Source organism: Amycolatopsis coloradensis, assembly GCF_037997115.1.
GTDB lineage: Bacteria > Actinomycetota > Actinomycetes > Mycobacteriales > Pseudonocardiaceae > Amycolatopsis > Amycolatopsis coloradensis_A.
In genome coordinates this window covers 7,920,484-7,933,023 of sequence record NZ_CP150484.1, presented here as the reverse complement: position 1 = coordinate 7,933,023, position 12,540 = coordinate 7,920,484, and the positions used below count along the sequence as shown (strand labels likewise).

The following is a 12,540-nucleotide window of genomic DNA, read 5'->3' as shown; positions in this document are numbered from 1 at the left end:
CACGATGCGGCATGTACGGATGGGTAAGAGCGGTCTCACCGTGTCGGGAATTGTGCTGGGCTGCATGGGTTTCGGCGACCCCGGCGGCGGAACCCACCGGTGGGCCTTGGGGATCGACGATGCGCGGCCGTTGTTCCGGCAGGCCGTGGAGTCCGGCATCACGACATTCGACACCGCGAACGTGTACTCGCACGGCGCCAGCGAGGAGATCACCGGCGAGCTGGTGCGTGAGTTCGCCCGGCGCGACGACGTGGTCATCGCGACCAAGGTGTTCGGCAACATGACGCAGGGCCCCAAGGGCGGCGGTCTTTCCCGTAGCGCGATCCTGACCCAGCTCGACGAGAGCCTGCGTCGCCTCGGCACCGACTATATCGACCTCTACCAGGTGCACCGGTTCGACCCCGACGTCACTGTAGAGGAAACGATGTCCGCGCTGCACGACGTGGTGCGCGCCGGCAAGGTGCGCTACATCGGCGCCTGTTCCATGTCTGCGTGGCAGTTTGCCGAGATGCAGCACGCGGCGGACCTCCACGGCTGGACGAGGTTCGTGTCGATGCAGAACCAGTACAATCTTCTGCAGCGCGAGGAGGAACGGGAGATGTTGCCCTTCTGCCGCTATCAGGGGGTCGGTGTCATCCCCTGGAGCCCGCTTGCCCGAGGACGGCTCACGCGGGCCGCTGACGCCGAGACCACGCGCAGCCGTGTCGACGAGTCGGCCCGTCGCCTCTACGACGCTACGGCGACGGCCGATGAAGCGATCATCGATGCGGTCGCCACGATCGCGAAGTCCCGCGGGGTCACCCGTGCCCAAGTGGCTTTGGCGTGGGTGGCGGGTCAGCCCGGCATCACCGCGCCGATCCTGGGAGTGACCAAGCCACACCACCTCGCCGACGCCATCGCCGCCCTGGGCCTCCAGCTGACTCCTGCGGAACAGGTCGATCTCATAAAGCACTACACCCCACGCCTCGCCACGGGCATCAACCGGTCGCGCACGGGAGAAGTGGTGCCGGCACCCCGTCCTGAGTCCGATATGGCCTGGCGTGCGGCTCGAAGCGGGGCAGAACAACGGTTCTAACGGACGCTGCATCCCCACGCTTCGCGGAATCGGCCGCAACACCCTTGGTGCCTCATCAAGGAACGTCGACGTGGCAACCGTGCCTTGTGGACATCCGGGTTGGTGATGGCCTTGGCCCTGAGATATTCGTGCGGCCGTTGGAGCGGGAGGAAGCGCATCGGCTGGTGAAGAAAACGAAGTTGGCCGGGATCGGACAGGCCGGTCCGCAGGTGCGATCGCGGTGATGTTCGTGGCGACCGGCGGCTATGTGCGGAAGGTGATCCACGCGTTCAACGAATCCTGGTTCGCGGGGCTGCCCCTAATGAAATGGAGTGACGGCCGACCTCGTAAGTTCGGCTCGGCCACCCGTGAACAGATGCGCACCGCCGCGTGTAAGACCGCCACGGTGGGGCTGCCGTTCACGCTTGGCCGGGCCTCCGCTGGCAAAACCGCTACAGCCACCCGGATACTCACCCAACCTCAGTTCTCGAAGGGTAAGGCGCATGTGGGGTGCTGGGCATCGCGCTCGCCGAGTCTGTGAAGGCCTCCTTGCCTACCCTGAAGGTAGTGGAGGAGTCCTTCACTTCGATCATGCGGAGGGCGAATTCGTGCCCCTGCCTGGTAACAAGACAAACGCGGGTTTCACAGCGTGGAACCTGCCGATACCCCGGCCACAGGGTTTCCTATATTCCTGGTATCACTCCGAGTGTCAGCTTCTTCGCGAAAGTCGATCACCTGCGGGCCCGCGGGGTGTCGAAGAGGCGGCTTCATACCCCCATGACTTCGATCGACCCGTAAACCGAAAACCGTCCTCCAGTTGCGCGTTCGCCGGAGCGGCAACTTGCGATGACCAGCCGGTCTGCTCGTCGTCGACGGCATCAATCCTCGCCCATGAGGATTCAACGGAGGCTCAGGAGGCAAGAGCATGAGGGCAGCGGTATTGCGTGGACCCGGCCGGGTGACCGTGGATCAAGTACCCGATCCCAAGATCGAGCAGCCGACGGACGCCGTCGTGCGTGTAGTGGCTTCCGGGATCTGCGGCACCGATCTTCGCGGATATCTCGGCAGGCCCGGCCCGGTACGGGGGCCACGTTGCGGACACGAGTTCATCGGTGTGGTGGCCAATGTGGGCTCGTCGGTCCGGTCGATACGTCCGGGAGAGCTGGTGGTGGCACCGTTCATGTTTTCGGACGGTGAATGTCACCGCTGTGTTCACGGAGCACAGAGCTCCTGCGCTCGCGGCGGGATGTTCGGTGTAGCGGCGGGCGGCGCGCAGGCGGAGGGCGTGCGTGTGCCGTTCGCCGACGGCACTTTGGTGCCTGTGCCGTTCGACGAGTACGACGAGCGGATTCCGGCTGTGCTGACTCTCGCGGATGTGATGGCGACCGGCCAGCATGCCGTGCACACCGGTGGAAGGCCCGCACCCGAAACGATGGCCGTCGTCGGCGACGGCCAGGTGGGTTTGTGCGCCGTCCTCGCGGCGAGCCGCCTGGGCATCGAGCGGATCTTCCTGCTGGGACACCACGAAGACCGGCTGCGGATCGGGCAGAAGTTCGGCGCTACTGATCTCGTGAGCTTGAGAGGCGCCGAGAGCCGGGCGCAGGTGATCGATGCGACCGGGGGCGCCGGGGCCGGTCTGGTGGTGGAAGCCGTCGGTGAGCAGGACGCGCTGGACACCGCGTTGGCCATCTGCGTCGACGGCGGCGTCGTCAGTGTGGTCGGAGGGCCGCACGGCATTCTGGATTCGACGGCCTGCTCTTTGCGGAACATAACCGTCAGAAGCGGTCCAGTGCCCGTCCGCGCCTATCTCCCGGCATTACTCGGCGAAGTCATCGCCGGCAAGCTGGATCCGAGCGCGGTTTTCGACCGGACTCTTAAACTCGCCGATGTCGGCCACGGCTACCAGGCAATGGTGGACCGTAATGCGACCAAGGTGCTGATCACATTGTGAGCGTGACGAACGCGCCGTGGCGTGACGAGGTGGAGAGCGTTCACCGTGTCATCGTGAGTGGCTGGCTTCCTTGCTTTCCGCCGTCGTTCCGTCCCGTGGAATCGCGATTGAGGCGGTTCCACGGCGGACTTAAGATCAAGACCGTTCACCACTCCGATCCTGCGAAAGATGTCAGGCGCGTATCGCCAATTCGGCAGCGAGGGTCTGTCGCCCGTATCGGGCCGCGGCTGGACGTCGGTCGGTGATTTCCCAGCCGGAATCGAAAGGAAGTGCCTACTGTGGGGCTCATTCAAGAGCAGACTTGCATTCCTGTCATCTCGGTCGCCGAAGCACGTACGTTGGCCGATCTCGAAGCCGCCGCGGGCCCCGTTGAAGTCGTCCTCGGCCCCGCCACCCGGAACCGGGTCGCGGAAGGTCGGGAATTCGTGATGCGATGCCTCGCCGAAGGCCGTCCTATCTATGGCGCGACGACAGGGTTCGGTCCCCTGGTGGGCTTTTCCGGGCGAGACGAGGACACCGATCAGTGTGAGAACCTGCTCTCCCACCTCACCGCGGGGCAGGGGCCCGATCTGCCGACGTCCATCGTCCGCGCGGCAACGCTCGCCCGGCTTTCCTCGCTGGCGCGAGGACGGTCGGGGGTTTCGGTCTCGGTGCTCGACGCGCTGGCGGAAATGCTGAAGACAACCTTCGCTCCAGCCGTACCCCGGCTCGGCTCGGTCGGTGCCAGTGGTGATCTGGTCCCGCTCGCACACTTGACACAGGCTTTGAAAGGTCGTGGTCACGCGTACGCCGATGGAGTGCGGCAAGACGCCGGTGACGCACTCGCGTCCTGTGGGCTGCGACCTCTCGACCTCGACGGGCGGGACGCACTGGGCCTGGTGAACGGCGTCTCGCTGACCGCAGCCGCTGCAGGGCTGGCGATGGCGCAGTTCATCCGGTCACACCGGATCGCCGGACTTTTGTCCGCCATGCTCGCCGATCAACTCGGATGCGGTACCGACTTCTGCGATCACCACCTCCTTGAGGCTTTCGGACATCCCGAAGCGATCGCCGAGGCCGCTGATCTCCGCGCCCGTCTGCGAGGTACCCGGCCCACTGGGGACCGGCCACTGCAAGAGCCCTACACCATCCGTTGCGTTCCCCAGCTCCTCGGCGCGGTGAGGGCAAGCCTCGGCCAAGCGCGAGATGTCATCCTGCGTGATTTGAACGGCATCAGCGACAACCCGTTGTTCTTCCCGGAAGATAACCTCGTCGTGCACGGCGGCAACTTCTTCGGCCAGCCTGTCGCCTTTGCCGCAGATACGATGACCACTGCCGTCGTACAGACGGGCAACCTTGCCGAGCGGCAGCTCGATCTCCTCGTCGATCCCCACCGCAACGGCGGTCTGCCGCCCGTACTTGCCACCGAACCCGGGCGACAGCACGGAGTGCAGGGAGTCCAGATCGCCGCGACCGCGATCATCGCCGACATGCGCCGTTCTGCCGTCCCCGCGTCGCTGCAGAGTCTGCCTACCAACCTGCACAATCAGGACATCGTCCCCTTCGGAACGCAGGCCGCGTTGAACGCGTTCGATCAGGTTCGTTCGCTGCGGCTTCTGCACGGGTCCTTGGCCGTCGCCCTGCGCCAGGCGATTCACGTCGGTGCGCGCAGGCCCACCGCTCCTGCCTGTGCGGACGTGATGGAGAGGCTGATGGACGCGATCGCCCCCATCGAACCGGACCGGCCTCTCCACGAGGACGTACGACGGGCCGCCGACGTACTCGACGATGTCGTGGCCTCCCAACTGGACAATGACTGAAACTGGGCTTTTCTGATAGCAAGGAGATCGACCGCGAAGATCGTAACCGCTATAGAAGATGATGCCCCGTGATCGGGGAGCTGATCGCCGACTCGTTCGGTCAGTTGGACCTCGAACATTGGCTGGCGGACGATCAAGACGACTGGAAGAGGAACGCCGCGCGGTACTTCGAAGCGGGGGTCAGCGACGCTGTGACCAGTGGCGTGGCGACGCGTTCCTCTCTGCTGGCCTACTGAGGTAGTGCAGCAGAGAGGAAGCCGTCGACGATGAGTGGCCAGATGGCGGCGGTGGTGTGGTCGGCGCCGAAGTGGAGGCGAAGTCTCGTCCGTGGCGGTAGGAGGCGTAGGCGGTGACGAGGGCGGTGCAGCCGCACTGCACGGCAAGAGCAGGTTCGCGCCACGGGCCGGACGATGTTGCTCCGTTGAGGTGGCTCATGGCGGTCACCGGACCTTGCGGCGATGCCGCTCGAGCATGGTCGTCGCGGAGATCCGCAGCTCACGGGCAGGTAGGTGATGTCCCCGACGAACCGGTGACCCGGGCGCTCGGCGGTGAAATCACGGCGGATCACATCCGCCACCGGGGTCACCGGGGCGGCGGCGGGCGTGGTCAGGCTCCGGCGTTTCCGACGGGTGATCCCGGCCAGGCCCTGCTCGCGCATCAACCGCTCCACCCGCTTGTGGTTCACCACCCGCCCGCGCCGGCGCAGCTCGGCGGTGATCCGCGGGACACGGTAGGCGCGCCGGTGCTCGGCATGGATCGAGGCGATCACCGCCACCAGCTCCCGCTCCCGCGCCGCCGTGGCCTCACGGGCGACCTCACCCGCGACCCACTCGTGAAAACCCTGCCGACGCAGGCCCAGGACCTGGCACAACCGCTTCACACCGAACTCGGCGCGATGCTCGGAGATGAACCGGTAGCGGTAGATCATCGATCCGTCTCTTTGGCAAAATAGGCGGCCGCTCTACGCAGGATCTCCTTCTCTTTCTGCAGCTCAGCGACCTGCTTCCGCAACCGCTGCACCTCATCGATGACCGCGGGATCCTCCACCGGCGCGGCCGCTTCCTCCTTGGTCTTGTTCACCCACGACCGCAGGGTCTCGTGATTGACACCCAGCTCGCGGGCGATCTGACGCAACGGGCGATCACTGGACTCCACCAGTTCCACCGCATCCCGCCGAAACGACTCCGGATACCTCGACGAACGCGACACCAAGACGTCCTCCCTCCAGACCCATGTCTGGAATCAAGGTGTCCGGTTCCAAGGGGTAACTCCAGGTTGGCTGGCTGTGTCGAACGGTTCGAGGCCGTAGTCGTCGACGAGACGGGCGAGTAGCCCGCCCACTTGGCGGTGCTCGCGTGCCGATGGGGGCGTGTGGTGCCGCTCCCCGCAAGGCTACCCGTTGCGGGCCTGCCGGTGGATCATGGACACCAGGGTCGAGACGAGTTCCTCGGCCGTAATGTGCCACTTGTCCGCGGACAGGTGCCCGTTGACCTCCATGTCCGTGATCCCGTGCGCGCTGGTCAGCAGCAGCGCCGCAAATCGCCGGGCGTGCTGTGCGCCGACCAGATCGCCGACGATGGCGAGGAACTCGTCCATGGCGCGGTCGGCCGCCTGGACCGCTGCGTGGACCGTGGCCGCGGCGCCGGCCGGAGAGGCGAACATCAGCCGGTACAGGTGCGGCTGTCGGCGGCCGATCGTCATCAGCGCGTCCAGGGCGCGCTGCAGCGTGTCGGCCGGAGGCACCCGCGGATCGGCCCGCACGACCTGCACCTGATCCGCGAGCTGATCCAAGGCCTCGGCTGCGATGGTGGTCAGCAGGCTGTCTTTGTCGGGGAAGTGCCGGTACGGCGCTCCGCGGGTGACCCCCGCACGCGCCCCGACCGCGCGCAACGTCACCGCGTCTGGACCGCCGATGTCCAGCAGATCGGCGGCCGCATCCAGCAGGGCGCGTCGCGTTGCGGCAGCGGATTCCACACGGCTGACCATGCCGATCACTATACAGTTGACACCGTCATCTGAGATGTCTACAGTCAGTCAGATGACAATGTCATCTGAAATGTCGTCGGAAACCCGGGGCTGTGTCGTCGTGACCGGAGCCTCGACCGGGATCGGCGCGGCGTCCGCACGCGAGCTGGCCCGCCGGGGATTCCACGTCCTCGCCGGCGTCCGCCGCGATCGTGACGCCGACGCGCTCCGTGCCCCGGGCGTCGAGCCGGTCATCCTCGACATCACCCAGCCCGACCACATCGCGCGGCTGGCCTCCCGCTTCGACGATGACTCGAAGTCAGGTGCGTTGCGGGCGCTGGTGAACAATGCCGCCATCCAAATCAACGCCCCCGTCGAGACTCTGCCGTTGAGCGAGTGGCGCCGGCAGTTCGAGGTCAACCTCTTTGGTCACATCGCGGTCACCCAGGCGCTGCTGCCCGCGCTGCTGCGCCACTCGGGCCGGGTGGTCAACATCAGCTCGGTCGGCGGAAAGGTCGCCATGGCCACCTACGGCCCCTATGCGGGCACGAAGTTCGCCCTCGAGGCGGTCAGCGACTCGCTGCGCCGGGAACTGGCGCCGCTGGGCGTGCGGGTGGTCGTCGTCGAGCCTGGAGCGGTCCGCACGGAGATGGCGGACCGGGTGGTCGCCGCCACGAACCGGGTGGCCGCTGCCATGTCACCGGAGCAGCGTGACCGCTACGGAAGCCTGATCCAGGCGATTAACGCGCAGTCCGCCGCTCACACCCCAGGTGGCACGCCCGCCGCCGACGCGGCCCGTGTGATCGCGAAGGCCGTAACCGTCGGGAAGCCTCGCACCCGCTACACCATCGGCCGTGACGCAGGCCTGATCACGCGCTTGTCGCGGGTGCTACCTGACCGGATGCTCGACCGCATCCTCGTGGCCGGCCTCCGTCCGCACTACCCGAAGACCACCACGGCATGAAACTCCAGTTCGGTCGGGGTCAGTATTTGATCAACCGAATCCGCAGGGCCGCGACCGTCCCACAGGTTTCCGCTGGACCGGACATCAGACGAGGGAATGACACGGATCTGAGACTGATCATGGGTGACACGTGCGTGAGACAACCGAGAACACCCAGATCAACGAAGATCGACATGTCATCGGCGATGAGACCCGACAGGGCACCCTGGAGATCCCGATCCGCCCCCCTCGCCGGGACACCGGCACGATGCCCCTGGGGGCACGACCTCGCGATCGCCGGAGTCCGGTAGAGCTGGTCCCAGGACTACCAGGCACCGGAATGGCTCTGCGAAGCCTGCTACGCCCTCCCCGGCCGAGCAGGCACCTGGGCGATGATCGACCCCGCCCCCGCGCGACACGTCACCGAAGACCAGGCCGACGAGTACGGACTGCGCCTCCTGCTGCTGCGACCTGCCACGGCCGCCGGGATCGGCGCCATCCAACTGCGCCTGGGACATACCGTCTTCGGCGAAATCCGCTTCTCCTTGTGCGGCATCGATCGCCGCGCGGTCCTCGTCCACGTCGAGGTCGAGGAGAAGCACCGGCGCCGCGGCGCCGGCCGAGTACTAGTCGCCGCCGCGGCCGCTCGAGCGCCACGCTACGACTGGACGACGCTCCCGATCGGACAGGACCCGATCACAGTCGCATTCTGGGCACGCGTCGGAGCCATCGGGCCCCCCATCCCGCACCCTTGCACACATCAGACCCAACAAGGAGTCGTGCCCGCCGAAGCACGATGGACAAAATGGTGGTGATCCGTCTGTTAGCCGACGTCGGGGGTCAGGGTCTGCTGGACGTGACGCGGGCGGTCGCACGACGTCGCGTCGGCGAGCTGCGCCAATGTCAGCAGAGGAGCTGCTGTGCAGCCTTCCGCCGCCTGCCTCGGCACAGGTGGCGAGTCCGCGCGGCACGCCGCTCTCGCTCGTCAGCCGCAGGAGCTTTCCGGATCCGTTCGACCCCGGCCCCGGTCAGGGCTATCACGTCTACCCGGAGAAGCTGCGCGCCGCGGCCGACACGATCGCGGAGGCAGCGGACCTTCTGCAGAACTTCGCGATCGTGGACCTGGCGAACGTCGCGCTCGGCCCCTACGACCTCGGTTTGCCGGGGACGGCGACGAACCTGATGCCCGGGCTCAACGGCAGGCGAACCGCCCTGCACGAGGGCACCGTCAAACGGGCCGAGTGGATCTACGACGGCAAGCAGGACGGCCAGCTCGACGCGACGATCCGCCATCAGGACGGCAAGACCTACGTCAACGAGGTCACCGGCTACGACAACCACTACCAGCCCACCGGCACGAAGGTCACCATCCCCGCAGCAGGGAGCCCGCTGGTTGCTGAATAAAGGCTTCACTCCGGCTGTCTGGCACTTCGCGCAGGGTGCGCGGATCACCGGCAAGGCCATCGGCCGAACCGTCCGTACCGGAGCGAACGTCGTCCGAGCGGGAGCCGAAACCCTCGGCAGAGGATTCACCGTCTCGGCCAACGCCGTGGCCGACGCGCTGACCCTGCCGCTGATGGCAGGCGGCGGCGGATCACCCGCAGGCCTCGGCGGAATCAGAGACGGTCGAGACGTCGGCGGGAGACAGCCAGGCCCAAGATAAATCTCGCTACATGTGTGGTGCCCCGGGACTCATTGACCGGGGCACCACACGTTCGCAGGCAGAAGGAAATTCCACTGTCGGGAACGCGGCGTGAGTCATCGCCAGGGTAGCGGTTGTGGGATCGGCCCTTCGGGGCCGACAACTATTGCAACCGGCCCGGTTTACTGCCTGGTCGCACTTTCCGCGATCTCATGTGAGCGGAGTGTGGTCCAGGTTCGCGGTTGCTGAACAGACCGTATGTGGCAGGGCACGGTAAGCGGGAGGGAAGCGCGGTCCTGCTGGCGGCAAAAGGTGCTGCCGAATGGACGGACACGTCGTCTCCGATTGGGCTCCGTTGCCGAAGCAGGGCCCGACATGCCCCGATGCAGCCCGACACTCGGACGGGCCGAGAGGTGCGCGTTGACCTGCACGAATGGTCAGAATCCGGCATCGCACGACACTCGATGACATGGCGGCGGAGGGGACTCATAATCCCTTGTCCGTCGGTTCGAGCCCGACCCGGCCCACACATCGATATCGCTGCCGACCTGCGGGGATGTTGGCCTTTCGGCGGCAATTTCGCCTCGGCGTGAATCGTGACTGGGCTCCGTTATGTCTCCGTTTGCTCCGGTGTGCTCATCGTAGGAGAAGTGCTCTGCGGAGCCGGTTGGTGGCGTAGCAGCCTTCTGCTTCCTCGTCATAGCCGCTGCGGTGGGAGACTTCAGCGGGCCCGGAGTTCATTGTTGTTTCCGCCAGCGGTTACGAGCCGTTGGCGGCAAGTGGCAGGGCAGGGACGGCTCGACGTGGCTTCCCGGGGCGACGATCACCGTCGCGACGTCGTGCAGCTTGACGTTGGTGTGCTGGGAGATCGACTTCAGCGCCGCGAACGCCTGCTCGGCCGACCAGCTGCGCGACAACATGAACATTCCCTTGACCTGTTCGATCACCGGCAGGGTCTCCAGCGCCCGGCGCAGCTGGTCCCGCTCGACCGAGGGATCCTTCACCGGCGCAGGATCCGCGCCGGGCCTTCGCCGGCTCGTGTGCCGCTCAAGCGAGCCGGGGCAGGTCGGTTCGGCACCGCCGCTCTTGCGGAGCACGTATCGAGTTGCGTCGGTGTCCACGACGACTGGGGGTCGATGTCGCCGTGTGGCGATGCGGATCTTCGAGCACAGGGGAAAGCCGCCGCGCGGTGGGGCGACCGCGCGACGGCTCGTTTTCAAGAGGCGGTTCAGTTTTCCTGGACGGTCCCGCCGTCTTGGATGACACCCGCGGCGCAGTTGTCCGGCGTGGCGCCTTCGGCTTCCGTCTCACCGGGGGAGAGGACGGGCACGGCGATACCTTCGGCGACGTCACGGACGGGAACCTGGACGCCGAGCACGTTGACGTTGTTGTCGCAGACGCCGCCGACGACGTTGAGGTTGTGGACCGCGTCGACGTTCTGGATGTTGCCGAGCCCGAGCTGGCCGTTGTGGTCGACCGGGTGGCCCGCGACGGTGACGCCGGCCGCGAAGGCGGTTCCGCCGGCGATCGCCATTCCGGCGGCGAGGGCGGTGGCGACGAAGCCGAGCTGCTTGATCACTGAAGAAAACTCCTAATGAAGCCCGCCGGCAGGTGCCGGCGGGCGGGATGTCCGGGACGTCGCGGTCTGCGATGGCCGCGCCCGGTGGTCTCGGTTATGGTGCGCATACCTCGGGTGGGGCCGGCCTCCCCTGGGCTTGGTGACCGGCCCCACCCGTGCCGGCGTCGCCGTGCGTCGCGGCGTGTCCGGAGACGGAGCAGGAGTGCGACCTCTCTCCGTGCTCCGGGCACGCACTACGACGTCGACGCGATCGCCGGACCCCTACCCGGCCGTCTTCCGTGCACGTCGGGCGGTCCCGGGCAGGGAGACCTTTCTAGTTGTCCTGCACCGTGCCACCGTCGGTGATGGCACCCGCGGCGCAGTTGTACGGCGAGTTTCCCTCGGCCTCGTGCGAGCCCGGCGACAGGATCGGCACGCCGATGCCGTTGAGCGAGTCGCGGATCGGCACCTGGACGCCGAGCACGTTCACGTCGTTGCCGCACAGGCCGAGGGTGCCGTTGACGTTGTGCAGCGCGTCGATGTTGTTCAGGTTGACCAGACCGACCTGGCCGCTGTGGTCGTAGCCGTCGTGGTCGTCCGGGGTGTCGGCGGAAGCGATGCCGCCGCTCAGGATCGCTCCGGCGGCCATCGTGGCCGCGACGAAACCGATTTTCTTCAACATTCGTGAACTCCTTGATTCGACGATTACGTCGGACCGGACGGCAGGAAAGGTGTGCGTCCGTCCGGTGGGGAAAACCTACTGACGATCAGAGGCGCTTTCCAGGCGGGACCACCCATCGTGTGGGTACCGCGGCCCGCTGACCGCGCATCGTGTGGCCCGATCGGGTTAGGCGGGACCCCCTTGTCCGATAAGCACTTCAGTCGATACTCGAAGCAGGAGTGTCTGTGTGTCAAGGAAAACCGGACATGACAAATCGCCCTGTGCCGCCGTTATCGCGGTGGCACAGGGCTTCCTTGCCGTCGGTGTCAGTCGGGCCAGGCCTCGGCTTCGGCGGTGAGGGCGGTCGTGATGTCGATCGCCCCCGTCCGGACCCGCCAGGCGAGCGAATCCGGCCGGGGCTGGATGAGCAGCCAGCCGACGACGTGTTCGTCGGTATAGCGCGGGTTTTCGTCGTCACCGATGCCGAGCGCGGTGAAGTACTGCCTGGCGGCCCAGGTTTCCGGAACCCAGACCCGTGACCAGCGCGTCACGATGCGAGCGAGTTCATTGTTGTTGTCGGCCGGATGGATCAGCCGATCACCGGCCGTGCAGATCAACCGGGTCGAGAAGGCGGCGCCCAAGGGCGCGATCAGGTTTTGTTCGGGCAAGTTTCCCCCAGTCCACTGGCGTGGACCACATGCGTCGATGATGGGTGCGCGGGCGCGAGTACGAGGAAAGGAGGAGAGCCAGTGACAGATCGAAGGGCCACGGCCTGCACTCCTGCGGCTCTTGGCTGAACCGATGACGATGATAGTGAACCGGCTTCCTCCGGGAAAACCGGGGTGTTGTAAAGGAAATCCACACTTTCCCGTGACGCGACGTGTGAACGGCATCGTCGCGGGTACGCCGAAACCGATCGAACATCCACCAGCGAAGCGAAAGAAGGCGCGACGTGAATCGGAAAACA

General features: G+C 66.3%; 15 protein-coding genes. 8 read left to right on the top strand and 7 right to left on the bottom strand.

The genetic code is table 11. The annotated features are described in order from the left end of the window. The first annotated feature begins 4 nt into the window (after window positions 1-4). The 5 genes from LCL61_RS37050 to LCL61_RS37030 all read left to right on the top strand — a co-directional run bounded on the left by LCL61_RS37050 (window position 5) and on the right by LCL61_RS37030 (window position 5,040). Window positions 5-1,075, top strand: a complete 1,071-nt coding sequence (locus LCL61_RS37050) for an aldo/keto reductase (RefSeq protein WP_340684040.1) — start codon at window positions 5-7, stop codon at window positions 1,073-1,075. Between the two features lie 223 nt (window positions 1,076-1,298). Then, window positions 1,299-1,595, top strand: a complete 297-nt coding sequence (locus LCL61_RS37045) for a hypothetical protein (RefSeq protein ID WP_340684039.1) — start codon at window positions 1,299-1,301, stop codon at window positions 1,593-1,595. 417 nt (window positions 1,596-2,012) lie between these two features. Further along, window positions 2,013-3,005: an alcohol dehydrogenase catalytic domain-containing protein gene (locus tag LCL61_RS37040; protein WP_340688773.1), complete on the top strand. Its 993-nt coding sequence runs from the start codon at window positions 2,013-2,015 to the stop codon at window positions 3,003-3,005. A gap of 338 nt (window positions 3,006-3,343) precedes the next feature. Further along, window positions 3,344-4,804: an aromatic amino acid ammonia-lyase gene (locus tag LCL61_RS37035; RefSeq protein ID WP_340684038.1), complete on the top strand. Its 1,461-nt coding sequence runs from the start codon at window positions 3,344-3,346 to the stop codon at window positions 4,802-4,804. 68 nt (window positions 4,805-4,872) lie between these two features. Next, window positions 4,873-5,040, top strand: coding sequence for a hypothetical protein (locus LCL61_RS37030; RefSeq protein WP_340684037.1), 168 nt, complete (start codon window positions 4,873-4,875; stop codon window positions 5,038-5,040). On the opposite strand, the gene LCL61_RS37025 is transcribed toward LCL61_RS37030, so the two are convergent. The 3 genes from LCL61_RS37025 to LCL61_RS37015 form a co-directional block, all read right to left on the bottom strand. Then, a complete protein-coding gene (locus tag LCL61_RS37025; protein ID WP_340684036.1) occupies window positions 5,034-5,732 on the bottom strand; it encodes an IS3 family transposase in 699 nt (232 codons plus the stop codon). The two genes, LCL61_RS37030 and LCL61_RS37025, sit on opposite strands and share 7 nt — an antisense overlap. Continuing rightward, a complete protein-coding gene (locus LCL61_RS37020) occupies window positions 5,729-5,968 on the bottom strand; it encodes a transposase (protein ID WP_340684035.1) in 240 nt (79 codons plus the stop codon). Before LCL61_RS37020 ends, LCL61_RS37025 begins: the two co-directional genes overlap by 4 nt. 228 nt (window positions 5,969-6,196) lie before the next feature. After that, window positions 6,197-6,790, bottom strand: coding sequence for a TetR/AcrR family transcriptional regulator (locus LCL61_RS37015; protein WP_340684034.1), 594 nt, complete (start codon window positions 6,788-6,790; stop codon window positions 6,197-6,199). A 52-nt stretch (window positions 6,791-6,842) separates the two neighbouring features. Between LCL61_RS37015 and LCL61_RS37010 the strand changes: the two genes are divergently transcribed. The 3 genes from LCL61_RS37010 to LCL61_RS37000 all read left to right on the top strand — a co-directional run bounded on the left by LCL61_RS37010 (window position 6,843) and on the right by LCL61_RS37000 (window position 9,116). Then, on the top strand, window positions 6,843-7,733 hold the full coding sequence (locus LCL61_RS37010; protein ID WP_340684033.1) for an SDR family oxidoreductase: 891 nt from the start codon (window positions 6,843-6,845) through the stop codon (window positions 7,731-7,733). Window positions 7,734-8,104: 371 nt separating this feature from the next. Beyond that, the gene (locus tag LCL61_RS37005; protein WP_340684032.1) at window positions 8,105-8,527 is read left to right on the top strand and encodes a hypothetical protein; all 423 of its coding nucleotides are present in this window, start codon (window positions 8,105-8,107) and stop codon (window positions 8,525-8,527) included. 85 nt (window positions 8,528-8,612) lie between these two features. Beyond that, window positions 8,613-9,116 carry a hypothetical protein gene (locus LCL61_RS37000; RefSeq protein WP_340684031.1) on the top strand — a complete coding sequence of 168 codons (504 nt, stop codon included), beginning with the start codon at window positions 8,613-8,615 and terminating at the stop codon, window positions 9,114-9,116. 975 nt (window positions 9,117-10,091) lie between these two features. On the opposite strand, the gene LCL61_RS36995 is transcribed toward LCL61_RS37000, so the two are convergent. The 4 genes from LCL61_RS36995 to LCL61_RS36980 all read right to left on the bottom strand — a co-directional run bounded on the left by LCL61_RS36995 (window position 10,092) and on the right by LCL61_RS36980 (window position 12,241). Then, entirely contained in the window at window positions 10,092-10,358 is a 267-nt protein-coding gene (locus LCL61_RS36995; protein ID WP_340684030.1) for an ANTAR domain-containing protein, read from the bottom strand. 224 nt (window positions 10,359-10,582) lie between these two features. Further along, entirely contained in the window at window positions 10,583-10,933 is a 351-nt protein-coding gene (locus tag LCL61_RS36990) for a hypothetical protein (RefSeq protein ID WP_340684029.1), read from the bottom strand. A gap of 313 nt (window positions 10,934-11,246) precedes the next feature. Continuing rightward, window positions 11,247-11,594: a hypothetical protein gene (locus LCL61_RS36985; protein WP_340684028.1), complete on the bottom strand. Its 348-nt coding sequence runs from the start codon at window positions 11,592-11,594 to the stop codon at window positions 11,247-11,249. A 305-nt stretch (window positions 11,595-11,899) separates the two neighbouring features. Beyond that, entirely contained in the window at window positions 11,900-12,241 is a 342-nt protein-coding gene (locus LCL61_RS36980; protein WP_340684027.1) for a hypothetical protein, read from the bottom strand. Window positions 12,242-12,540: the final 299 nt, after the last annotated feature.

Coding starts and splice junctions, on each gene's coding strand:
- LCL61_RS37005 (WP_340684032.1), top strand. CDS start 8,105: ATGATCGACCCCGCCCCCGCGCGACACGTCACCGAAGACCAGGCCGAC.
- LCL61_RS37010 (WP_340684033.1), top strand. CDS start 6,843: ATGACAATGTCATCTGAAATGTCGTCGGAAACCCGGGGCTGTGTCGTC.
- LCL61_RS37045 (WP_340684039.1), top strand. CDS start 1,299: ATGTTCGTGGCGACCGGCGGCTATGTGCGGAAGGTGATCCACGCGTTC.
- LCL61_RS37000 (WP_340684031.1), top strand. CDS start 8,613: ATGTCAGCAGAGGAGCTGCTGTGCAGCCTTCCGCCGCCTGCCTCGGCA.
- LCL61_RS37025 (WP_340684036.1), bottom strand. CDS start 5,732: ATGATCTACCGCTACCGGTTCATCTCCGAGCATCGCGCCGAGTTCGGT.
- LCL61_RS37050 (WP_340684040.1), top strand. CDS start 5: ATGCGGCATGTACGGATGGGTAAGAGCGGTCTCACCGTGTCGGGAATT.
- LCL61_RS36985 (WP_340684028.1), bottom strand. CDS start 11,594: ATGTTGAAGAAAATCGGTTTCGTCGCGGCCACGATGGCCGCCGGAGCG.
- LCL61_RS37015 (WP_340684034.1), bottom strand. CDS start 6,790: ATGGTCAGCCGTGTGGAATCCGCTGCCGCAACGCGACGCGCCCTGCTG.